Source organism: Stenotrophomonas sp. TWI819 (assembly GCF_039673075.1).
Taxonomy (GTDB): Bacteria; Pseudomonadota; Gammaproteobacteria; order Xanthomonadales; family Xanthomonadaceae; genus Stenotrophomonas; species Stenotrophomonas rhizophila_B.
This window is the reverse complement of record NZ_JBDJKY010000002.1, coordinates 303,544-325,045: the sequence shown is the minus strand read 5'-3', so window position 1 is coordinate 325,045 and position 21,502 is coordinate 303,544. Positions and strand designations below refer to the sequence as shown.

At 68.1% G+C, this 21,502-nt stretch carries 16 protein-coding genes and 1 riboswitch; of the genes, 3 read left to right on the top strand and 13 right to left on the bottom strand.

What is annotated here, in order from left to right; all coding sequences use genetic code 11:
• Window positions 1-8: 8 nt before the first annotated feature.
• The 9 genes from nusB to glyA all read right to left on the bottom strand — a co-directional run bounded on the left by nusB (window position 9) and on the right by glyA (window position 7,121).
• A complete protein-coding gene (gene nusB / locus ABE463_RS04035) occupies window positions 9-488 on the bottom strand; it encodes a transcription antitermination factor NusB (RefSeq protein ID WP_123728334.1) in 480 nt (159 codons plus the stop codon).
• Window positions 485-952 (bottom strand): 6,7-dimethyl-8-ribityllumazine synthase, encoded by a 468-nt coding sequence (gene ribH / locus ABE463_RS04030; protein WP_019182514.1) that lies wholly within the window; start codon window positions 950-952, stop codon window positions 485-487. Before ribH ends, nusB begins: the two co-directional genes overlap by 4 nt.
• 133 nt (window positions 953-1,085) lie before the next feature.
• On the bottom strand, window positions 1,086-2,201 hold the full coding sequence (gene ribB / locus ABE463_RS04025; RefSeq protein ID WP_259261823.1) for a 3,4-dihydroxy-2-butanone-4-phosphate synthase: 1,116 nt from the start codon (window positions 2,199-2,201) through the stop codon (window positions 1,086-1,088).
• Window positions 2,198-2,800, bottom strand: coding sequence for a riboflavin synthase (locus ABE463_RS04020; RefSeq protein WP_259261822.1), 603 nt, complete (start codon window positions 2,798-2,800; stop codon window positions 2,198-2,200). The genes ribB and ABE463_RS04020 overlap by 4 nt, the downstream gene beginning before the upstream one ends.
• A gap of 75 nt (window positions 2,801-2,875) precedes the next feature.
• A riboswitch (FMN riboswitch) is annotated at window positions 2,876-3,020 on the bottom strand.
• 189 nt (window positions 3,021-3,209) lie between these two features.
• A complete protein-coding gene (gene ribD / locus ABE463_RS04015; RefSeq protein WP_259261821.1) occupies window positions 3,210-4,292 on the bottom strand; it encodes a bifunctional diaminohydroxyphosphoribosylaminopyrimidine deaminase/5-amino-6-(5-phosphoribosylamino)uracil reductase RibD in 1,083 nt (360 codons plus the stop codon).
• A gap of 70 nt (window positions 4,293-4,362) precedes the next feature.
• The gene (gene nrdR / locus ABE463_RS04010) at window positions 4,363-4,884 is read right to left on the bottom strand and encodes a transcriptional regulator NrdR (protein ID WP_019182518.1); all 522 of its coding nucleotides are present in this window, start codon (window positions 4,882-4,884) and stop codon (window positions 4,363-4,365) included.
• Window positions 4,885-4,992: 108 nt separating this feature from the next.
• A complete protein-coding gene (locus ABE463_RS04005) occupies window positions 4,993-5,406 on the bottom strand; it encodes a hypothetical protein (RefSeq protein WP_259261820.1) in 414 nt (137 codons plus the stop codon).
• 34 nt (window positions 5,407-5,440) lie between these two features.
• Window positions 5,441-5,866 carry a hypothetical protein gene (locus tag ABE463_RS04000; protein ID WP_346467335.1) on the bottom strand — a complete coding sequence of 142 codons (426 nt, stop codon included), beginning with the start codon at window positions 5,864-5,866 and terminating at the stop codon, window positions 5,441-5,443.
• Between the two features lies 1 nt (window position 5,867).
• A complete protein-coding gene (gene glyA, locus ABE463_RS03995) occupies window positions 5,868-7,121 on the bottom strand; it encodes a serine hydroxymethyltransferase (protein ID WP_346467334.1) in 1,254 nt (417 codons plus the stop codon).
• Window positions 7,122-7,359: 238 nt separating this feature from the next.
• On the opposite strand from glyA, the gene ABE463_RS03990 reads away from it, so the two are divergent.
• On the top strand, window positions 7,360-10,698 hold the full coding sequence (locus tag ABE463_RS03990) for an autotransporter domain-containing protein (RefSeq protein ID WP_346467333.1): 3,339 nt from the start codon (window positions 7,360-7,362) through the stop codon (window positions 10,696-10,698).
• A 102-nt stretch (window positions 10,699-10,800) separates the two neighbouring features.
• Here ABE463_RS03990 and ABE463_RS03985 read toward each other — a convergent pair whose 3' ends face one another.
• Window positions 10,801-11,280: an RcnB family protein gene (locus ABE463_RS03985; protein ID WP_346467332.1), complete on the bottom strand. Its 480-nt coding sequence runs from the start codon at window positions 11,278-11,280 to the stop codon at window positions 10,801-10,803.
• 235 nt (window positions 11,281-11,515) lie between these two features.
• Here ABE463_RS03985 and ettA point away from each other — a divergent pair, with 235 nt between their 5' ends.
• The gene (gene ettA, locus ABE463_RS03980; RefSeq protein ID WP_121042662.1) at window positions 11,516-13,180 is read left to right on the top strand and encodes an energy-dependent translational throttle protein EttA; all 1,665 of its coding nucleotides are present in this window, start codon (window positions 11,516-11,518) and stop codon (window positions 13,178-13,180) included.
• A 93-nt stretch (window positions 13,181-13,273) separates the two neighbouring features.
• On the top strand, window positions 13,274-14,590 hold the full coding sequence (locus ABE463_RS03975) for an NCS2 family permease (protein WP_346467331.1): 1,317 nt from the start codon (window positions 13,274-13,276) through the stop codon (window positions 14,588-14,590).
• A 37-nt stretch (window positions 14,591-14,627) separates the two neighbouring features.
• On the opposite strand, the gene bcsZ (ABE463_RS03970) is transcribed toward ABE463_RS03975, so the two are convergent.
• From bcsZ (ABE463_RS03970) to bcsZ (ABE463_RS03960), 3 genes are all read right to left on the bottom strand, one after another.
• A complete protein-coding gene (gene bcsZ / locus ABE463_RS03970; RefSeq protein WP_259261815.1) occupies window positions 14,628-15,776 on the bottom strand; it encodes a cellulose synthase complex periplasmic endoglucanase BcsZ in 1,149 nt (382 codons plus the stop codon).
• Window positions 15,777-15,876: 100 nt separating this feature from the next.
• On the bottom strand, window positions 15,877-20,358 hold the full coding sequence (locus ABE463_RS03965) for a cellulose synthase subunit BcsC-related outer membrane protein (RefSeq protein ID WP_346467330.1): 4,482 nt from the start codon (window positions 20,356-20,358) through the stop codon (window positions 15,877-15,879).
• Window positions 20,340-21,500, bottom strand: a complete 1,161-nt coding sequence (gene bcsZ / locus ABE463_RS03960; RefSeq protein ID WP_259261813.1) for a cellulose synthase complex periplasmic endoglucanase BcsZ — start codon at window positions 21,498-21,500, stop codon at window positions 20,340-20,342. The genes ABE463_RS03965 and bcsZ (ABE463_RS03960) overlap by 19 nt, the downstream gene beginning before the upstream one ends.
• Between the last annotated feature and the right edge of the window lie 2 nt (window positions 21,501-21,502).

The following is a 21,502-nucleotide window of genomic DNA, read 5'->3' as shown; positions in this document are numbered from 1 at the left end:
GGGGCGGATCAGTGACCCGATTCGACCTTGCGCCATTCCACCGCGGCCCGGTCGAGCACACCATTGACGTAGGTGTGGCCGTGCTCGGAGCCAAAGCGCTTGGCCGATTCGATCGCTTCGTTGATCACGACGCGGTACGGCACGTCCAAGCGGAAGCGCATCTCATAGGCGGCCACGCGCAGCGCGGCGCGTTCGATCGCGTCCACTTCCTCGATCCCACGATCCAGGTACGGGTCCAGCGCCGCATCCAGATCCTTGCGGTTGTCGAGCACGCCATGCACCAGCGCTTCGAAGTAGGCCAGATCCGCGATTTCGCGGGCCTGTTCATGGGCAAACTGGGCGATCACGCTCTGCGCGTTGCCACCGGAGATCTGCCACGCGTAGATTGCCTGCAGGGCACGACGACGCGCGCGCGAACGCAGCACGGGGTCGACGCCATCACGGCGGACGGGTTTACCGGAGGGCTTGCCCTGGTTTGACTTGTTCATGGCAGCTGCTCCAGAAGATTGACCATTTCCAACGCCGTCAGTGCGGCTTCCTCACCCTTGTTGCCGTGGCTGCCACCCGCGCGGGCTTCGGCATCCTCGACACGTTCCACCGCCAACACGCCATTGAGCACCGGCACGCCGAAGTCCAGCTGCACGCGCATCAGGCCCTCGGCGCAGCGGTCGGCCACGTGTTCGTAATGGCGGGTATCGCCGCGGATCACACAGCCCAGGGTGATGATCGCGGCATGCTGATGGGCAGCGGCCAGACGCGCGGCGACCAGCGGCAGTTCCCACGCGCCAGGCACGCGGATCACATCGATGGCGGACTCGTCGATCCCGTTACCGGCCAGGCTCTGGCGTGCACCGGCCACCAGCACGTCGGTGATGCGGGCATTCCAGCGGCTGGCGAGGATGGCGAAACGGGCCTTTTCCGGAGTACGGAGGTCGCCTTCGTAATGGCTCATGTTCGGCGTGGGGTCCATTTAATAGGTGAATATTCTAGCGCATGGCCGCGTGTAGCCGGGTCGCCGCGCGTCAGGGGACGGGTCGGGTGCAAAAGCCCCCTGAGTCAGGGGGCTGCCGCGAAGCGGCGCGACGTCAGCGCGCCTGCGATGACGTGTTCTCCACCGTCTCGACCACTTCCAGGCCATACCCGGCCAGGCCCACCTGGCGGCGGGGGGTGCCCAGCACGCGCAGCTTGCCCAGGCCCAGGTCGGACAGGATCTGCGCACCGGCCCCGTTGCGGCGCCACTGGCTCACGTCCTTGTCCTTGCCCGGTACCACCGGCACCGGCTGCTGGCGCAGGCGGGCCAGCAGGCTGTTGGTATCGCGTGGCGCCGACAGCACCACCATCACGCCACGCTCGGCGGCGGCAATGGCGCGCAGGGCATCGGTGGAGGCCACGCCGAAATCATCGCGGCGCCAGTGCAGCAGATCGGCCAACGGGTTTTCCACCTGCACGCGGACCAGGGTCGGCTCGGCATCCGGGGTGCCGCGGACCAGCGCGAAGTGCAGGTCGTGGGCGATCCGGTCGCGGTAGGTGACCAGCGTGAACGGACCGAACTCGGTCTCGATCTCGCGTTCGTCCACACGCTCGACCGTCTTTTCAGTGGCCAGGCGGTAGGCGATCAGGTCGGCGATCGAGCCCATCTTCAGGCCGTGCTCGCGGGCGAACACCTCCAGCTCCGGGCGGCGCGCCATGCTGCCGTCCGGGTTGAGGATCTCCACCAGCACGCCCGCCGGCTCCAGGCCTGCCAGCATGGCCAGATCGACGCCGGCCTCGGTATGCCCGGCGCGGGTCAGCACGCCGCCCGGCTGGGCGATCAATGGAAAAATGTGGCCCGGCTGGTGCAGGTCGGCCGGCTTGGCATCCGGCTTCACTGCGGTGCGGATGGTGTGCGCGCGGTCGTAGGCCGAGATGCCGGTGGTGACGCCTTCGGCAGCCTCGATGCTGACCGTGAAGTTGGTCTGGAACTGCGCGGTATTGGCCTGCACCATCGGTGCCAGGCCGAGGTCGGCCGCACGCTCGCGGGTCAGCGGCAGGCACACCAGGCCACGGCCATGGGTGACCATGAAGTTGATGTCCGAGGGCTTGACCAGCTCGGCGGCCATGATCAGGTCGCCTTCGTTCTCACGGTCTTCGTCATCGACGATGACGACCATGCGGCCGAGGCGGATGTCCTCGAGGATCTCGGGAATGGGGGCGAAATTCATGCGCGTGCTCCTGCACCCAACAAACGTTCGACGTAACGGGCGACCAGATCGATTTCAAGATTGACGGCACTGCCCACGGCAGTAGCGGCGAAGGCGGTGTTGGCGACGGTGTGCGGGATGAGGGCGACCTCGAAGCCCTGCTCGTCCACGTCGTTGACGGTCAGGCTGACCCCGTCCACGCAGATCGAGCCTTTCTTGGCGATGTAGCGCAGCAGCGCGGCCGGCGCGGCGAAGCGCCAGCGCTGGGCACGTGCATCGTCATGCACCGACAACACCTGGCCCAGGCCATCGACATGGCCGCTGACCAGATGGCCACCCAGGCGATCGGTCGGGCGCATCGCGCGTTCGAGATTGATGACGGCGCCGTCGGCCAGCTGCCCCAGCGTGGTCAGGCCCAGCGTCTCGGTGGAGGCGTCGGCCTGGAAGCGGGTGGCGTCATACGCGATGACGGTGAGGCAGACCCCGTTGATGGCGATGCTCTCGCCCATCTGCACGTTCTCGAACGGCAGGGTGCCCACGTCAAAGGTGAAGCGGACATCGCCGCCAAGGGTGTCGCGTGCGGCCAGACGGCCGACGCCTTCGATGATTCCAGTAAACAAGGAACGTTCTCCGCGGAAAGTGAGCGAAAAACGCCGCAAGGCATATAGGTGCACGCCGAGCGCAAGGCCCGGCCGCACCGTCTTCTTTCATCCGGACTATACCGTCGGCTCCGGCATCGGACCGGATCTGCTGACCTTCCCGGGGACCGGGAAGCGCTCGCGGGCTCGTGCTTGCGCACCTACCGCCGGTGGGGAATCGCACCCCGCCCTGAAGACGTTTGTGTACCGGCGGACCGGCGCGGCTAGTGTAACAGGGCACCCTGACTGGGGGCTTTAAGTTAAATAAGTGTTAAGTTAGCCCGCTGAGTGCTGCGCCCCGTGGATATGAGGGCACACACGTCGGTTACTGATCGGGCTGCGGCGTCCGCGCCGCGCCATGATCGAACGGGTCCCGCAAGGGGCCCGTTTTTTATGGGCGCAGCAACAGGCGGAGGTCCTCACCCACTTGGCGCCTGTCCAGCACCCGCAGCCGGCGCTGCTGGTCCATCGCATGGATACCCAGGCCGGACAGCAGCGGCAGTCCATGCTCGCCGAGCAGCGTGGGCGCCTGGTACAGCAGCAGTTCGTCGACCCAGCCACCGGCCAGCAACGCACCGGCCAAGGTGGCGCCGGCTTCGGTATGCACTTCATTGATGCCGCGCTCAGCGAGCAGCGCCAACACCGCGCCCAGATCCAGACGACCGTCATGGCTGGGCACGCTGGCGAACTCCGCATCGGCGGCATCCGGCGGGCTGACCGCGGCGTCGTGCACATACAGCGTCGGCGCCCCACCCTCGCGCACACGTGCGCATTCCAAAGAGCGCAGCCGCGTATCGAGCACCACCCGCAACGGCGGCACTACCTCGGTATCGGCCAGCCGCACGGTCAACATCGGGTCATCGGCCAACACGGTCGCCGCGCCGGTGAGAATCGCACCGGCCCGTGCACGCCAGTGCTGCACGTCCTCGCGGGCGGCTTCACCGGTGATCCATTTGGAGCTGCCATCGGCCATCGCGGTACGGCCGTCCAGACTGGCCGCGAGCTTCACCCGCACCCAGGGGCGCCCGCGCTCGATGCGTGAGAGGAACCCGTGGTTGAGTTCGCGCGCCTGGGCGGCCATCAGGCCTTCGGCCACCTCGATACCCGCCTCGCGCAGCAGCACGAAGCCACCGCCATCGACCTTCGGGAAGGGATCGCGCATCGCCGCCACCACGCGTGTCACCCCTGCCTCGATCAAGGCCAGTGCACACGGGGGCGTGCGACCGTGGTGCGCGCACGGCTCCAGGGTCACGTAGGCAGTGGCGCCGCGGGCCTGTTCGCCGGCCTGGCGCAGCGCGAACACTTCCGCGTGCGGGCCGCCGGTGCGCTGGTGCCAACCCTCGCCGACCACCACCTCATCGCGTGCGATCACGCAGCCGACCATCGGATTGGGCCGCGCGGTGTACGCGGCGCGCTCGGCCAGGCGCAGCGCATACGCCATGTGCTGGTGGTCGAGAGCGGTAAATTCAGTCATGGCGGTGAGCGTCCGGCGGCAGGCAGCCGCGATGGTAGCTCAGCCGTGGTGGCCGCGATGCGGCGCAGGCTCAGCCTTTCTTTTTCTTGGTCAGCGCGATCACATCGCCAAGCAGCTGCAGCTGTTCGGTGCTGGAGGGCAGCTCGCGCTCGAGCTTCTCGATTTCTTCGCGGAAATCGGCGACGTCTTCGAAGCTGCGGTACACCGACGCGAAACGCACGTAGCCGACATGGTCGAGCTTGCGCAGCTCGTTCATCACGAACTCGCCGACCTTGATCGACGGAATTTCGCGCTCACCGCAGATACGCGCCTGCTGCATCACCGCGCGCACCGCCAATTCGATCTTGTCTTCGGGCACTGGGCGCTTCTGCAGCGCGCGATCAAAGCCGCTGCGGACCTTGCGGGCATCGAAGGCCTCGCGGCTGCCGTCGCTTTTCACGATCGCCGGCAGTTTCAGTTCGATGGTTTCCAGGGTGCTGAAGCGCTCGTTGCAGGCCTCGCACTCGCGGCGACGCCGGATCGTCGCGCCGTCTTCAGAGACGCGCGAGTCGATCACACGGGTGTCGGCATGCTGGCAGAACGGACAGTACATGGAACGCCTTACATCGGGAAAACGTCATGCCGTGGTCACGGCAGCGTCGCAACGGTACCTGAGAGGGACCGGCTACAGCAAATGGACGGGGGGAGAGTCCAGCCCTGTCTAGGTGACGCGCCGACGCAACCACAGCAGGTGCGCCGTACAGGAGAACAGCGGCAGGCCTGCCATCAGGAGGACGACCGCCGCGGGCAAGGCGCCGTCGAACAGATGAACGTGGAAGATCGACCGCAGCAGACCGGCCCAGACAATGCCCGTTGCGACGAGGGCGGCGATCAGACCCGCCCACCATGCCGTCGAGGCGGCCCGAAGGGCGACCGGGCCGCCCTGCCACCAGCACCGGGCAAGGATGAGCCAGATCAGGACGATGAGACTGGCCGTGCCGAACCATGCCGCTGCCCAGCCCGGCGCGTCGCCCGGCCCACCGTACTGGTGGAGCACGTCACGCAGGCAGAGCCCCACCACGACAAACGCCGCCAGGGCATGCGGGAGTCCAAACACACCCGCGTGCAGCAGCATTCCGCGCCGCTGTGTGCGATGGGCCTCCATCCGGTCAGGTGCCCTGGGTTCGCCGCAGCCGCACCAGCATGACCGCCGGCAGCAGCAGTGGCGGCCCCGCCAGCAGCAGGACCAGCGCCGTTGGACTGGCGGCGGCCTGCCACAACGCCATGCCGACGACCGCCACGGCGGCCAGTGCTCCAAGACCCAAGGCCGCCCACGGCCAGGGCCCGCTGTCACGCAGGCCGGTGCGTCCCGCTCGAAGATAGCGGCTGCTCAACCACAGCCAGCCGAGTACCCCGATCAGGCCCGCACTGCCCCAGCCCCCGATCAACAGGCGCGAGGCGCGATCGAGATAGGCCGGTTCGACGAACGCGACCCAGACCCCGATGGCGGCGAAGGTGCCGCCGCCGGCCATCCCCACGATGCCGCAGATCAGGGCCAGCACGGCGTAGGTACGCCGTTGCCGGCCCTCATCCATATCAGCCGTAGACCGGGTACTTGCGGCACTGCGCGCTGACCGCGTCGCGGACGCGGGCGATCACGGCCTCGTCGGCCGGGGCATCGAGCACGTCGGCGATCCAGTTGGCCAGGTCCACACAGTCCTGTTCCAGGTAACCACGCGTGGTCACTGCCGGGGTGCCCAGGCGCAGGCCCGAGGTCACGAACGGCGAACGCGGGTCGTTGGGCACCGAGTTCTTGTTGACGGTGATGTGGGCCAGGCCGAGCGCGGCTTCCGCATCCTTGCCCGAGACATCCTTGCCGATCATGTCGACCAGCATCAGGTGGTTCTGGGTACCGCCGGAGACGATCTTGTAGCCACGCGCGATCAGCGTGTTGGCCATCGCCTGGGCGTTCTTGACCACCTGCTGCTGGTAGGCCTTGAAGCCCGGCTCCAGTGCTTCCTTGAAGGCCACGGCCTTGCCGGCGATGACGTGCATCAGCGGACCGCCCTGGATGCCCGGGAACACGATGGACTGCAGCTTCTTCTGCAGCTCTTCGCCTGCCCCCTTGGCGATGATGATGCCGCCGCGCGGGCCGCGCAGGGTCTTGTGGGTGGTCGAGGTGACCACGTGGGCGTGCGGCAGCGGGCTCGGGTAGACACCGGCCGCGACCAGACCGGCCACGTGCGCCATGTCCACGAACAGGTAGGCACCGACCTTGTCGGCGATCGCGCGGAAGCGCGCCCAGTCGATGACCTGCGAGTAGGCCGAGAAACCGGCGACGACCATCTTCGGCTTGTGCTCCAGCGCCAGACGCTCGACCTCGTCATAGTCGATCAGGCCGGCTTCGTCGACGCCGTACTGGATGGCGTTGAACAGCTTGCCCGAGGCATTGACCTTGGCGCCGTGGGTCAGGTGACCGCCATGGGCCAGGCTCATGCCCAGGATGGTGTCGCCCGGCTGCAGCAGCGCGAAGTACACGGCCTGGTTGGCCTGCGAGCCGCTGTGCGGCTGCACGTTGGCGTAGTCAGCGTCGAACAGCTGCTTGAGGCGGTCGATGGCCAGCTGCTCGGCGATGTCCACGTATTCGCAGCCACCGTAGTAACGCTTGCCCGGGTAGCCCTCGGCGTACTTGTTGGTCAGCTGGCTGCCCTGGGCTTCCATCACCGCCGGGCTGGTGTAGTTCTCGCTGGCAATCAGCTCGACATGGTCTTCCTGGCGCTGGGTTTCAGCGGCAATGGCCTTGGCCAGTTCGGGATCGTAGGTTTCGATGCGGACGTCACGCGGGAACATCGCTTACTCCAGGCAAGTGTGAGGGGAACGACAGCCTTCCATTGTAAGGCTGGCGAAGCGGCCCTGGCCCATGCCGGAGGACCCGACTGCTGCCCCTGTCAATTTTGGCCAATACGCTGAATTGGGACCAGGCTCCTTGAATTGTTCAGATGACGTGAAATTTAACCCTAAAGCCGTTCAGCCCGCGGCCGTTATTGCCAATTCAGGGATCCGTCTTCATTCAAACAGGGGTTGGCTTGTGAATCATGTGTATCGGGTGGTCTTCAATCACGCGCTGAAGTGCGTGCAGGTGGTATCGGAAGTGGCCCGTGGCGGCCGTGGCGTGGCCCGCACCGAGCGCCGCCGCACACCGCGCCTGGCCCCTCTGTTCACTGGTATCACGCTGGCCTGCATGGCACCGGCAGCCTTGGCCGTCACTACGGTATGGGTTGGGCCACCGGGCACCGAGTGGAACGTCGGCAGCAGCTGGAACAACGGCGTCCCGACCGCCGACGACATGGTCTATGTCAATAACGGTGGCGTGCGAATCACCGGCACTCACGTGCCCGATGCCGACGAAGTGCACATCGGCAGAACCCTCGCCGGTCGGCTGGATATCTTCGCGGGCGGCAGGCTGGACACCGAAACCCTGTACATGGGCACCCAGGCGGATTCGAGGGGCGTGGCGCTTATCAATGGCCCCGGTTCGCAGTGGAACGCCCGCCGCAGCATCGGCGTGGGCCACTTCGGCACGGGCGAGCTGTCGATCCTCAATGGCGGCAGCATGACCATCGACGGCGAAAGCTACATCGCCTCGATGGGCGGCAGCACCGGCTCGGTGCGGATCGCGGGCGCTGACAGCACGTGGAACACCGGCAACACCCTGTTCGCCGGCCAAGCGGGCATCGGCACCGTCGAAGTCACCTGGGGCGGCAGTCTCAACGGGCACGATGCCATTGTCGGCAACCAGGTCGGCAGCGAGGGCCGGATCAAGGTGAGCGGCACCGGCAGCGCCGCCGATTACACTGGCAGCTTGACGGTCGGCCGCATGGGCCAAGGCACCTACGAGGTTCATGACGGTGCCAGCGCGACGGTCGGCCACGCATTGATGGGGGAGTTCTCGGGCAGCCGCGGCGACATTCTCGTGGCCGGTGCGGGCTCGAGCTGGATCAGCAGCTCGCTCAGCGTGGGCGAAGCCGGCCAGGGCAGCTTCACCGTGACCCAAGGTGCCACGGCCGAGATCGGCGGCGGCATCATCCTGGCCAGCAACACCGGTGCCAGCGGCACGATCACGGTGGGCCCGAACGCGTTGATGATCGTTGGCACCCAGAGCAGCAACCCGGTGCTCTTCAATGGCGCGGGCACCAGCCGCTTCGACATGGCGGGGGGCACCCTGCGCACGGGTAGCGCGATGAACCTGGATACGGCCGTACTGCTCAGCGCCAACTCGACCTTCGACGTGGACGGCAGCCTGACGGCGAGTCGCGCGTTCTCGGGCACCGGCACGCTGCTCAAGACCGGCACCGGTGAACTGACGCTGCGCGGCGAAAGCACGGGCTGGACGGGTGCCCTGCAGGTGGACGCGGGGACGGTGAACCTGCAGCATACCGCGGCACTCGGCGGTGGCTGGCTGGGCTTGGCCGATGGCACCACGCTGGGCCTGGCCGATGGCGTGGCGTTCAACAACTCGGTGCAGATGCTGGGCGAGGTGGCGGTGACCGTCGCCAGCGGTACCAGCGCCACCTTGGCCGGCAACGTGAGCGGCAGCGGCAGCACTACGCTGGTCAAGCGCGATGCGGGCACGCTGACCTTGGGCGGCGGCACCGTAGGTGAGACACGCGTGGAAGGCGGCTCCCTGCGCGTGACCGGCAACGCGCTCAACGGCGGCAACATCGAGATCGGCAGCGGTGCCACCTTCGAGACCGACACCACCCGCGTGCTGCAGTACGCCGGCCAGTTCAGCGGCAGCGGCACCCTGCGCCAGGGGCGTCATTTCCTGACCCTGACCGGCGACAGCAGCGCCTTCACCGGCACCACCGTCGTCAACGGCGGCATGCTGGAGGTAACCGGTGCGCTGGGCGGCGACATCCAGATGACCAACAACGCCTTGCTGGCCGGCACCGGCAGCGTGGGCAGCGCGCACCTGCTCAGCGGCAGCGTGCTGTCGCCTGGCAGCCGCCAGCTTGGCAGCGTCGGGCGTTTGTCGATGAGCGGCGACCTGGTATTCGACCCGAGCGCCACCTACCAGGTGGACGTTGCCGCCGATGGCCGCAGTGACCTCGTCTCGGTGGCCGGACAGGCCACTCTGGGTACTGCGGGTACCGTGGCCGTTGCGGCAGCCGGCAACTGGGCGATCTCCACCCGCTACACCGTGCTGACGGCAGGTGATGGTGTGACGGGCACGTTCGCCGGGGTGAGCAGCAACTTCGCGTTCCTCGATCCGACCTTGAGCTATGACGCCAACAACGTCTATCTGACCATGGCGCGCAATGACGTCTCCATGCCGGAGGTCGAACTGGCCTTCCCCGACGTGGTCGTCAACGCCAACCAGAAGGCCGTGGCCGGCGCGGTGGAAGCGCTGGGCGCGGGCAATGCGGTGTATGACGCCGTCGTCCGCCTGGAAGTGCCACAGGTAGTGCCGGCCTTCGACAGTCTGGGCGGTGAAATCCACGCCGCCGCACGCACCGCACTGCTGCAGGATCGCTTCCTGCGCGATGGCATCCATCAGCGCCTGGACGGTGCCGCGGTGAGTGGCGTCCTCGCCGGCAACACCGGCGTGTGGGTGGCCGGCAGCGGCAACTCGCTGCGCCTGGATGCCGATGGCGTGGGCGCGCGTTCGCGCGTGCAGCAGCAGGGCCTGATGGCCGGTGCCGACTGGCGCATCAGCGAGCGCGTGCTGCTGGGCGTGGCGGTGGGCGAGCAGACCTTGACCAATCGACTGGACGACCGCCAGGCCAAGGCCGACGCGGATGCCACCGAATACGGCGTGTACGGCCAGTTCCAGGGCGAACACTTCGGGTTGCGCGGTGGCGTCAGCCGCACCGACTACCGCATCGACACCACCCGCGCGGTGACCGTCGGCAGCACCTTGTCGCAGTCGTTGGCGGCACGGTCGGATGCCACCGCCACCCGCGTGTTCGCGCGCGCGGGCTGGGACTTCACGGCCCGCACCCTGACGTTGACCCCGGAGATCGAACTGGCACACGTGCGTCTGCGCAGTGACCGGATCGCCGAAACCGGCGGCAGCAGTGCGCTGCAGGTGCAGGCCAACCGCGATGAACTGAGCACCGGCGTGGCAGCACTGCGCGCGGTGTGGGACATCAGCGGCGGGCAGCGTGACCGTGCGGCGCTCATTGCACGGGTCGGCTGGCAGTATGCCGATGGTGACCTGGGGGCAGCGACGCGTGCGCGCTTCGAGAACGGTGATACGACCTTTGCAATGCAGTCCGTGCCGCTGGCACGCAGCATGGGTCTTGCCGAGCTGGGCGTGGCGGTCAGCCCGACGACGGCAAGCCGCCTGTCGCTGCAGGCGCAGACCAGCGCCGGCGACGGCCAGCGCGATGTGGGCGTACAGCTGAACTGGTCCGTCCAGTTCTGATACAGCGCGTTGCTTCAAACAAAGGGCCCGCTTGCGCGGGCCCTTTGTCATGGTGCCGTTCGAACGCTAACGGTCAGCGTGTCAGTGCGATGCCAGGCCTGCTTACCGGTTGATCACGTAATCCGCAATGATCCCGGTGGCGATGGCGACCAGCAGCAGGTTGCCGCGATCATCGCGGATCCAGTGGTGGTCGCGCGGCGGGCGGCGCACCGAATAGCGGCTGTAGTCGTTGACCACGTAGACCGGGCCACCGTAGTACTCACGGTAACGGTGGCCACGCGCCCAGCCGTAGGAGCCATACCCCGGCGCCGGGCGATAGACCACACGCGGCGGCGGCGGGCCCGGACGGTAGTAACCACGGTTGTCGTAGCGAGGGTCGTAACGGCGGTCGTAACGGCGGTCGTGGCGGACCTCGCGACGGTCATGACGATCGTGCCGGTCATGGCGGTTGTCGCGGCGGTCATCACGCCACTCCCGGCGGTCGTGACCGCGGCCACGGTGGTCATCGGCGAAGGCCGGGGCCACGGTGCCCAAGGTCAGCAGCGAGGCAACGGCCCCGACCACAAATCGATTCATGCGCATGACTGGCCTCGCTTGGTGGGTTGATGGCTCCATCATGCGCACCGCGTCTGAACGGTCTCCGGCTGGAAACGGTTTCCAATTCAAGGGCTTTGACCCCGCATTCAGGCGGCGGCAAGCCCCGGGCACCTTGGCTCCCGGCGGTCCTGATCGCTTCCGGCTATAATTGGGCCATCCTTTTCTTCTTCTGTTCCTGTTCCGTCCGGAACGGGCGCAGGGTTGCGCCTTCGGAGAGCTCATGTCCTCGCAATACATCTACACCATGAACCGCGTCAGCAAGGTGGTCCCGCCCAAGCGGCAGATCATCAAGGACATCTCGCTGTCGTTCTTCCCCGGTGCCAAGATCGGCCTGCTGGGCCTGAACGGCTCCGGCAAGTCGACGGTGCTCAAGATCATGGCCGGCGTGGATACCGATTTCGAGGGCGAAGCCCGCCCGCAGGCCGGCATCAAGGTCGGCTACCTGGCCCAGGAACCGGAGCTGGACCCGACCAAGACGGTGCGTGAATCGGTCGAGGAAGGCGTGGGCGAAGTGCTGCAGGCCCAGGCCCAGCTGGACGCCGTCTACCTGGCCTATGCCGAGGAAGGCGCCGACTTCGACAAGCTGGCCAAGGAACAGGAGCGCCTGGAGGCGATCCTCGCCGCCGGCGATGCGCACACCCTGGAAAACCAGCTGGACGTGGCCGCCGACGCGCTGCGCCTGCCGCCGTGGGAAGCCATCGTGGGCACCCTGTCCGGTGGTGAAAAGCGCCGTGTGGCGCTGTGCCGCCTGCTGCTGCAGAAGCCGGACATGCTGCTGCTCGATGAACCGACCAACCATCTGGACGCCGAATCGGTGGAATGGCTGGAGCAGTTCCTGGCCCGCTACACCGGTACCGTCGTGGCCGTCACCCATGATCGCTACTTCCTGGACAACGCCGCCGAGTGGATCCTGGAACTGGATCGCGGCCGCGGCATTCCGTGGAAGGGCAACTACACCGACTGGCTGACCCAGAAGGACGACCGCCTGCGTCAGGAAGACAACCAGGAGAAGTCCCGCCAGAAGGCGATCCAGAAGGAACTGGAGTGGTCGCGCCAGAACGCCAAGGGCGGCCGCACCAAGGGCAAGGCCCGTCTGGCCCGCCTGGAAGAGCTGCAGTCGGTGGATTACCAGAAGCGCAACGAGACCAATGAAATCTTCATCCCGCCGGGCGAGCGCCTGGGCAATGCGGTGATGGAATTCAAGAACGTCTCCAAGAAGTTCGGTGATCGCCTGCTGTTCGACAACCTCAACTTCCTGGTCCCGGGTGGCGCGATCGTCGGCATCATCGGCCCCAACGGTGCCGGTAAGTCGACCCTGTTCAAGATGATCACCGGCCAGGAAAAGCCGGATACCGGCGAGATCGTGGTCGGCCCGACCGTCAAGCTGTCCTACGTGGATCAGAGCCGCGACGCGCTGGAAGGCAACCACAACGTCTTCCAGGAAATCGCTGGCGGCCTGGACATCCTCAACATCAACGGGGTGGAGATCCAGTCGCGCGCTTACATCGGCCGCTTCAACTTCAAGGGCCAGGATCAGCAGAAGCTGGTCGGCTCGCTGTCCGGTGGTGAGCGTGGCCGCCTGCACATGGCCAAGACCCTGCTGCAGGGTGGCAACGTGCTGCTGCTCGATGAACCGTCCAACGATCTGGACATCGAAACCCTGCGTGCGCTGGAAGATGCGCTGCTGGAGTTCCCGGGCAACACCTTCGTGATTTCGCATGACCGCTGGTTCCTGGATCGCATCGCGACCCACATCCTGGCGTTCGAAGGCGATTCGCACGTGGAGTTCTTCCAGGGCAACTACCGCGAGTACGAAGAAGACAAGCGCCGCCGCATGGGCGACGACGCCGCGCCGAAGCGCCTGCGCTTCAAGGCGCTGAAATAAGAAAGGAAAAACGGCCGCGCACTGCGCGGCCGTTTGCATTCCGGTAGGTCACGACCGTTGGTCGTGACGCCTTATCGTCGCGAGATAACCACCATGTCCCTCCCCGAGCGCCTGTTCCAGCTGCAGCAGCACGGCACCTCCGTGCGCACCGAACTGCTGGCCGGCCTGACCACCTTCCTGACGATGTGCTACATCGTGTTCGTCAACCCGGACATCCTGGGCACCACCGGCATGGACCCGGGTGCGGTATTCGTCGCCACCTGCCTGGCCGCTGCACTGGGCTCGATGGTGATGGCGTTCGCCGCCAACTTCCCGGTCGGCATGGCCCCGGGCATGGGCTTGAATGCGTTTTTCGCCTTCACCGTGGTCGGCGCCGCCGGCCTGCCCTGGCAGCAGGCGTTGGCCGCCGTCTTCATATCCGGTCTGGTGTTCCTGGTGTTGTCGCTCACTGGCGTACGCGCGTGGTTGGTGGCGGGCATCCCGCCCTCGCTGCGTGCGGCGATCGTGGCCGGCATCGGGCTGTTCCTGGCGATCATCGCGCTGCAGAAATCCGGCGTGATCATCGCCAACACCGACACGCTGGTCGCACTCGGTCCGCTCAACACCGCGCCGCCGCTGCTGGCGCTGGCCGGCTTCCTGCTGATCGCGATCCTGGAGGCGCGCAAGGTGCGCGGTGCGATCCTGATCGGAATCCTGGCCGTCACCGGTGCCGCCTGGCTGCTGGGTGATGTGCAGTTCCACGGCCTGATCTCGCTGCCGCCGAGTCTGGCCCCGACCTTCCTGCAGCTGGACCTGCCCGGCCTGCTGCACCACGACGGCGGCGCGCCGATCGCGGTGTTGCTGCAGGTGGTGCTGGTGTTCGTGCTGGTGGAAGTGTTCGATGCCACCGGCACGCTGTACGGCGTGGTCGGTCGCGCGGGGCTGCTGAAACTACCGGGCGCACAGAAGCGCTTCGGCCGTGCGTTGCTGGCCGACAGCACGGCGATCGTGGCCGGCTCGCTGCTCGGGACCAGCAGCACCACCGCCTTCGCTGAAAGCGCGTCGGGCGTGCAGGCCGGTGGCCGCACCGGGTTGACCGCGTTGGTGGTGGCCGCGCTGTTCCTGGCCGCCCTGTTGTTCTCGCCGCTGGCGGCGATGGTGCCCGGCTACGCCACCGCGCCTGCCCTGCTGTTCGTGGCCGGGCTGATGCTGCGTGAGCTGGTCGATGTGGACTGGGGCGACCTGACCGAATCGGTGCCGGCCGCGCTGTGCGCGTTGGCGATGCCGTTCACCTACTCCATCGCCAATGGTCTGGCCTTCGGCTTCATCGCCTACGCGGTGCTCAAGGCCGGCACCGGGCGCTGGCGCGAGGTGCACCCGGCGGTGTGGCTGGTGGCCGGGCTGTTCGTGCTGCGTTACGCGCTGGAATGAGGGTGTGCCTACCGACCCGCGGTCGGTAGGCGGCGGATCAGGCCCAGGCCGGCCGCAATTGGCCGTCGGCGGCGAAGCGATAGCGACCTTCGTACCAGCCCAGCGCAAACAGGCTGAGCACCTGCTCGTAATAGCGCGGCGGCGCGGCACGCTGCTGCTCCGGTGTGGGCAGGCCAGCCACCATCGCCTTTGCCCGGTCCACTTCACCCTGCGCCTGCAGGTACGGGACCAACGCCGCCTCGAAACCGTAGTTGCCGGTGCCCTCGCGCGCGCCGGTGAGTGTGTTGACCTTCTCGGGTATCAGCTGGCCGTCGCGCAACACCGTCAGCGGGCCGTGCAGCGCCTCCAGCACCGGGCGGAAGCTGGGATCGTTGACCGCGGTCATGCCCGCCCACAGGTAACAGCGGATCGCGTCATAACTGCCGAGCGGGCCCTTGTCGGGGTCGGCGATGAAGCTGCCGTCGCGCCATGCGGTCCAGTCCGGCGCAAAGCCGTGCGGTGCGGTGTCGCGCAACAGACGCATGCTGTTGCCGATCACGGTGGTCCACGGCCCGGTCGGGTCCAGTGCGGCGAACCGGCGCAGCAGCGGCAGTGGGACGTAGCTGGGATTGAAGCGCCAGGTGTCTTCGGTCGCAAACCCGTTCGGCCCCGGCATCAGCATCGTGCCCAGGCCCGGCACATTCACCACTTCCTGGGCCAGGATCGCGGCCAGCATCGCCTCGGCGGTCTGCCGCAGTGCGGGCCGTTTCCACAACCGGGCCGCTTCGTGCAGGGTGTAGGCCAGCCACACGTCCGAGTCGCTGGCCGGGTTGTCGTCCAGCACCTTCCAGGCGCTGGCGGCGGCATCGCGCCCCCACAGCCAGGCCGGCAGGCGCTGGGCCATGCTGCCGCCGGCGAGGTTGTCCTCGGTCCAGCGCAGGATGCGGTCGAACAGCGTCTGATCGTTGTCCACCAGCGCGAAGAACAGCGCGTAGGACTGGCCTTCGGAGGTCGAGCGCTGGTCGGCGTTGTTGTGGTCGACCATGCGGCCGTCCGGGGTCACGCTGGAGGCGCGCATCACCTGCCACGCCGTCCACGGGCCGGGGCCACGCGCTGGACCGTTGGCAGAACACGCCAACAACGGGGTCACGGCCAGCGCCTGCAGCAGGCGGCGGCGCATCGGGTGGAACGATGGGGAATCAGTCACGGGACATCAGCCTCTTCGCAGCAGGAACGGGCCAAGCCTGCGGGACACCCGCGGCCAGGTAAAGCCTGGCAGCGGGCCGGTCATCAGCGCATGACGGCGATCATTCACCCGACGCGTACGGCGAACGCAGCGGCTGCGGCTGCTTGCCCAGCCCGGCGCCGAGGCGGTCGAGCAGGAAGCGCAGGTACAGGCTGGTGCCGAACTGCCGGTAGTCACGCGCGTTGTTGAACTCCATGCGCCCCCCCAGGAACAGCTGCGAGGACAGCTGCCATTCGGCGGCGGCGCTGAGGTTGTAGGACACGCCGGTCTTGGTCTGGCCGGTGTAGACCGGATCGACGTACTCGGTGGTCAGGCCCAGCAGCGCGGCCATCGAGGCGGCATCGTAGGCGGCCTGCTGCATCGCCGGATCGGTCGGGAAGTACGGCGCGGCCTCTTCCTTGAAGTGCTGCACGCCGACGCTGGTATCCAGCTGCCAGGCCACGCGGCCGCTGGCGGTGCGGCCGTTCCAGTGCACCGGGAAGCCGACATCCACATAGCGCTGCGGGCTGAAGTAGCCGCCGTGCCCGTAGGTGAAGCCGCTGAGGTTGCGGTCGTACTGCATCGCGGTCAGGTTCAGGCCGGCGGTCAGCGACTGGTTGGTGGTTTCCAGCGCGTGTACGTACACCCCCACGCCGACTTCCTGGCGATCGTTGTCGGCCACGTTCTCGCCTTCCAGGCGGTGCCACGACGCACTGGCGTAGCCGCCCAACTGACCGTTGTCGACGGTCGCGGCGAGCTTGGCGCCGCTGGCGGTCACCCCGCCCCAGCGCAGCCCGTTGCGTCCGTCTTCCACACCGGCGAACGACAGCAGGCTGTCGGTCACGGCGCGGCGCGAGGCTTCGCCGGACCAGGTCAGCGCATCGCCGATCTGGCCGCGGTAGCCGATGCCGCCGACGATCTGGGTGTCATCGAAGCCGAGCGGCGTGCTGCCGACATCGGCGCGGAAGCCACCACGTTCGTAACCCACCGAGACGCCGGCACCGCTGGCATCCTGCGAGCTCATCCGTTGCGAGCCGGCCGCATTGGCCACCATCGCGTACAGGGTGTCCTGGAAGGCCTGTGGGGTCTGCGATCCACCACCGCCCTGGGACAGGGTCTTGAGCTGGGCCTGCTCGGCCGCGCTCAGCCCGCGCACCAGGCCTGCGTTGCCCAACACCTGCGTGGCGATATCGCTGATCGGCGTATTGGCCAGATCGCGGCTGAGGATGTAGCTGGGCAGCGGATCGGCGAACAGCAGCGCACGCGCGGCCGCCGCACGTTCGGCCTGCGTCAGCGAGCCATCGGTCTGGTTGAACAGTTCCTGGTAACGGCCGTTGTCCAGTGCGCGGTCGTAGATCAGATTGCGGGTCGCGTTGCTCTCGCCTCGGGTCAGCAGCGTCTGGTAGAGCGACGAGCCGACCAGGTCATCGACCGGCGTGCGATCAGCCGCCAGTGCGCCGGCCAAGGCGGCCTGCGGGCCACCGCCGAAGCGGCTGGCGCTGGTGTATTCGGGATCCGGGCGACCGGCATCGAGCACGGTCGGCGTGACCGTGACCTTGAGCTTGCCGTCGCCGACCGCGAACTGCCCCTCCAGCGGCACCTGCAGGTCATCGAGTTGGCCCATGCCGGCTTCGCCGGCGCGGGTGCGATACGCCGCGCCCACGGCCAGGCTGCTGCTGTTCTCGGCCTTGAGCGCGCGCAGTTCATCCAGCACGCCGTTGCCGGTGGTGGCCGGCGGCAGCGGGCCAAGCGCGGTATTGCGCGAGGCGCGCGGCGCGCTCGCCTGGCTGGGCACCTGACGCGAGCCGGGCACCGGCAACGGCAGGGCGACACCGCCGCTGGCCGCGGCCGTGGCCATGACCGGTTCCGGCAGACCATCGGCATCGATCACCGGGGTGACGCTTGCCGGGCCCAGGCTCATGCCCATCGACGGGCCGGCGTCCATCGGCAGGGGTTCGGCAGCCAGACGGGCCGTCGCCGCCGGCAGCGGCAGACCGCCGTCACGCAGCGCCGCGGTACGGGTGCCACCGCCACGGTTGAGACCGGCGAACGGATTGAAGCTGCCACCGCCTGCCAGCATCGCGGTGCTGGCCTGCGGGTAGCCGTTGTCGAGCTGGCCGCTGCCCTTCGCAGCAGCCGCCAGCGACGCGCGGAAGTAGCTTTCAGCGCGGCGGTTCTTGCCGGCCGCGCGATACACGCGCCCTGCAGCCGCCAACACATCCGGCGATTCCGGCGCCTGCTTCAGCGCGCGCTCCAGATACTGTTCGGCCAGGTCCATGTCGCGCATCGCCGCGGCACTGCCGGCAGCGGCGACCATCGCATCCAGATCGCCCGGCGCCAACTGCAGCTGCTGCTGATACAGCGCCAGCGCCTGGCCGTTGTCGCCCGCGGCGGCGTACAGCCGTGCCAGCGCAGCGATGTTGCGCGGATCCTGCGGGCGCTCGGCCAAGGCCGGGGCCAGCACCGCATATGCACCTTCCAGATTGCCCAGCTCACGCAGCGCATCGACCTGGCGCAGCACGTAACCGCTGCGCAGATCGTTCAAGCGGGTCTGCTGGCTCGCCGAGAGCGGCACGTCGGCGAGCTGGCGCAGGATCGCGGCGACTTCGCCATCGCGACCGGCGCGCAACAGCACCGAGGCATATTCCAGGCGATTGTCGACGCTGGGCGAACCGCCTTCGATCAGGCGCTGCGCGAGCACGAGGGCGCGCTGCTGGCTGCCGATGTCGGCGTAGGCACCGGCCAACGCGGCCACGATGGACGGATTCTTGACCCGGTCGCCGAGTGCGGCTTCGGCGCGGGCCAGCAACAGCTGCGCTTCGCCACTGCGCTGGCGCTGCATGAGCGAGCGCGCCTGGGCGGCCTGCACCTGCACCCACGCGGTGTCATGCAGCGCAGTCATTTCAGAATCCCGCGAGGCGGTGGGAATGCGTTCGAGCAGCGCATAGGCCCGCGGCCAATCACTGCTTTCCTGGGCGAACAGGGCCTGCGCATACAGCGACGTTGGCGAGCTGTCGTCCAGCGCGCGCAGCCCTTCGATCACACCGTTGGCCTGGTCCGGACGGCCCGCGCGCGTGTACAGCCGCGCCAGTTCAAGCCGCAGCCACGGATCGCGCGGCTGCACCAGCAGCGCGTCTTCCAATTCGATCTGCGCCATCTCGATGCTGCCCTCGGCCAGCGCCTGCTGCGCGCGCGCGCGGGCGAGGTTGGCACGCAGCACGGACTGGCCACCGGCGCTTTCCTGCTGGGCCGGGGTCAGCCGGTCGAACAACGCGGCCGCTTCATCGGCGCGGCCGAGACGGCCGAGCAGGCCGACCAGGCCCTGCAGCGCACCGGCGTTGCCGGCATCCAGTTCCAGTGCCTTGCGGTAGCTGCGCTCGGCCGCGGCCGGATCGCTGCCGCTCTGCAGGTCGGCCAGCGCGACATAGCCGGCGGGCTCCTTGGGCTGCAGCGCGATGACCTGCTGCACACGGGCGATGGCATCGCCGCTGGGCTGGCGACGCACCTCCTGCAGGGTCAGCCAGTAGCGCGCGGCATCGGCCGCGCTGCGCCACTTGCCGTTGATCGCAGCCGCCGGGCGCAGCAGTTCATTGGCTTCGCCGAAACGTTCCTGGCGCAGACGTACCGAACCCAGCCCACCGAGTGCCTCGGCATCGCGCGGCCGCGCGCGCAGTACCTGCGCAAAGCGCGCTTCGGCCTGCGCCAGATTGTTACCGTCCAGCGCGCGGAAGCCCTCGCCGAGCAGGCGCTGGTTCGGATCCTGCGGCACGGGACGGTTGGCCACGGCCTGCTCGCGCAGCTGCGCCTGCTTGGCCGCCACTTCACGATCATTCGGCACCACGTCCAGGAAGGCCTGGTACAGCCCGGCATCGGCGGTGGTGGCGTTGAGCCACAGCAGCGCCTGGCGCCAGGCCGCACGCGCGGGGCCGGCGGTGTCGGTGGCCTGGCTGAGCGTACGCAGCTGGGCGATGCCCTCGCGGCGGGTCGGCTCGCGGTAGGTCAGCACCTGGGCCAGTGCAAGCTTGGCCGGGTTGTTGTTGCCGGTGGCGATACGGCGCAGGCCATCGCGCGCGCGCGTCCAGCCTTCCGGCGTACCGGCCAGCACCTGGTAGTACTCCAGCGCCAGATCGTTGGGCGGGCCGCCCGCACCGAAGGCCTCGTCATAGGCGCGTACCGCCTCGACGTATCGACCGGCCGCCGCCGCACGGCGCGCGGTCTGCAGCTGGTTGCCACCGCCGCCGCCACCAAGCGCCATGCGCAGGCGCGTGGTCTGCGCCGAGGACGGGTGGCGTGCCTGCAGCTGCTGCAGCCGCTTCTGTGCCTCGGCACGGCGGCCCTGGTTGAGGTCGATCAGGCCCAGGCCAAGCAGTGCGTCGGCCTGGTTGGGATCGGTCGCCAGCAGCTTGCGCCAGGCATCGGCCGCCAGATCCTCACGGCCCTGGTCCTGCCAGTAATTGCCCTGGCTGACCAGCTGCTGCGTGGACGATGCGTTCTGCGCGAAGGCCGGCACGGTCAACACGCACAGGCCAACCAGGCAAAGGGGGGTCAGGGTCTTGCGGAACATGGCGAACTCCACGCGGGCAGCAGTCGCCCATCGGCAGAAAAACGGTAGCGGCGATCCATCCAGCCCTTGCCGAACAGCACCAGGGCACGATCGTAATAGTTGAGGGTGCCGGTCGGGATCCGCGCCAGCTGTGCCTTGGCCAGTGCAGGCTGGCCAAGCGCACTGAGATACGGCAGCAGTGCGGCGGCAAAGCCCGGCGAGGGTGCGCCGGTGCCGACCCCCAGACGCGTGTCGATCTTCTCGGCGAAGCCGGTCTGCGCGCGCAGCATCGACAGCGGGCCGGACAGGCCATCAAGCAAGCTGCGCCGCAGCGGATCGGCCGGGTCGGTCATCCCGGCCCAGAGGTAGCAGCGGATGGCATCGTAGCTGCCGAGCGCGCCCTTGCCGGCGTCGACCACGAAGGCCTTGCCGTTCCAGGCGATCCAGTCCGGCGCGAACCCGACCGGGGCGCTGGCGCGGGTCATCGCCACGCTGCGCTCGGCCAGCCGCGCCCACGGACCGCGTGCATCGACGGCGGCGAAGCGGCGCAGCACGAACAGCGGCAGGTAACTGGGGTTGAGCGTCCAGCGGTCGGCCTGCACGAAGCCGCGGTTGCCGGGCAGCAGCATCGGCCCGAATCCGGGCAGCTCGACGATTTCGGCGGTGCGCATCAGCGCGAGCGTCTGCCGCCCGGCCTCGACCAGGCCCGGGCGCTTCCACAGGCGGCCGGCTTCAAGCAGCGCATAAGCGATCCACAACTCACCATCGGAGGCGGTGTTGGGGTCGAGCACGCGGAACTGGCCGTCGGCGGCCCGGCCCCACAGCCACGCCGGCAGATTGAGATCGGCGCGGCCGCGGCAGAGGTGGCGGCGGGTCCAGGCCAGGATGCGGTCGAACAGCACCGGATCGTTGTCGACCAGCGCGAAGAACAACCCGTAGGACTGCGATTCGGAGGTGCTGCGCAGGTCCGTGTTGAGGTGATCGACCACGCGTCCGTCGGGCTCGATGTGCCGATCCACGAACGTGCGCCACTCACGCCACGGCGTGCCACAGGCCTGCGCCCATGCGTCCAGCGGCAACGCGGCGGCAGCACCGGCTGCCGCGAGTGCCTGCAGAAAGCGGCGGCGCGCGAGCGCCGGCGCGGGGACGGACGTGTCGCGCATGC

Bases quoted from the DNA above. Each gene is read 5' to 3' on its own strand.
- nusB (WP_123728334.1), bottom strand. From the start codon at position 488: ATGAACAAGTCAAACCAGGGCAAGCCCTCCGGTAAACCCGTCCGCCGT.
- ribH (WP_019182514.1), bottom strand. From the start codon at position 952: ATGAGCCATTACGAAGGCGACCTCCGTACTCCGGAAAAGGCCCGTTTC.
- ribB (WP_259261823.1), bottom strand. From the start codon at position 2,201: ATGAATTTCGCCCCCATTCCCGAGATCCTCGAGGACATCCGCCTCGGC.
- ribD (WP_259261821.1), bottom strand. From the start codon at position 4,292: ATGACTGAATTTACCGCTCTCGACCACCAGCACATGGCGTATGCGCTG.
- nrdR (WP_019182518.1), bottom strand. From the start codon at position 4,884: ATGTACTGTCCGTTCTGCCAGCATGCCGACACCCGTGTGATCGACTCG.
- ABE463_RS04005 (WP_259261820.1), bottom strand. From the start codon at position 5,406: ATGCTGCTGCACGCGGGTGTGTTTGGACTCCCGCATGCCCTGGCGGCG.
- ABE463_RS04000 (WP_346467335.1), bottom strand. From the start codon at position 5,866: ATGGATGAGGGCCGGCAACGGCGTACCTACGCCGTGCTGGCCCTGATC.
- glyA (WP_346467334.1), bottom strand. From the start codon at position 7,121: ATGTTCCCGCGTGACGTCCGCATCGAAACCTACGATCCCGAACTGGCC.
- ABE463_RS03985 (WP_346467332.1), bottom strand. From the start codon at position 11,280: ATGCGCATGAATCGATTTGTGGTCGGGGCCGTTGCCTCGCTGCTGACC.
- ettA (WP_121042662.1), top strand. From the start codon at position 11,516: ATGTCCTCGCAATACATCTACACCATGAACCGCGTCAGCAAGGTGGTC.
- ABE463_RS03975 (WP_346467331.1), top strand. From the start codon at position 13,274: ATGTCCCTCCCCGAGCGCCTGTTCCAGCTGCAGCAGCACGGCACCTCC.
- ABE463_RS03965 (WP_346467330.1), bottom strand. From the start codon at position 20,358: ATGTTCCGCAAGACCCTGACCCCCCTTTGCCTGGTTGGCCTGTGCGTG.
- bcsZ (WP_259261813.1), bottom strand. From the start codon at position 21,500: ATGCGCGACACGTCCGTCCCCGCGCCGGCGCTCGCGCGCCGCCGCTTT.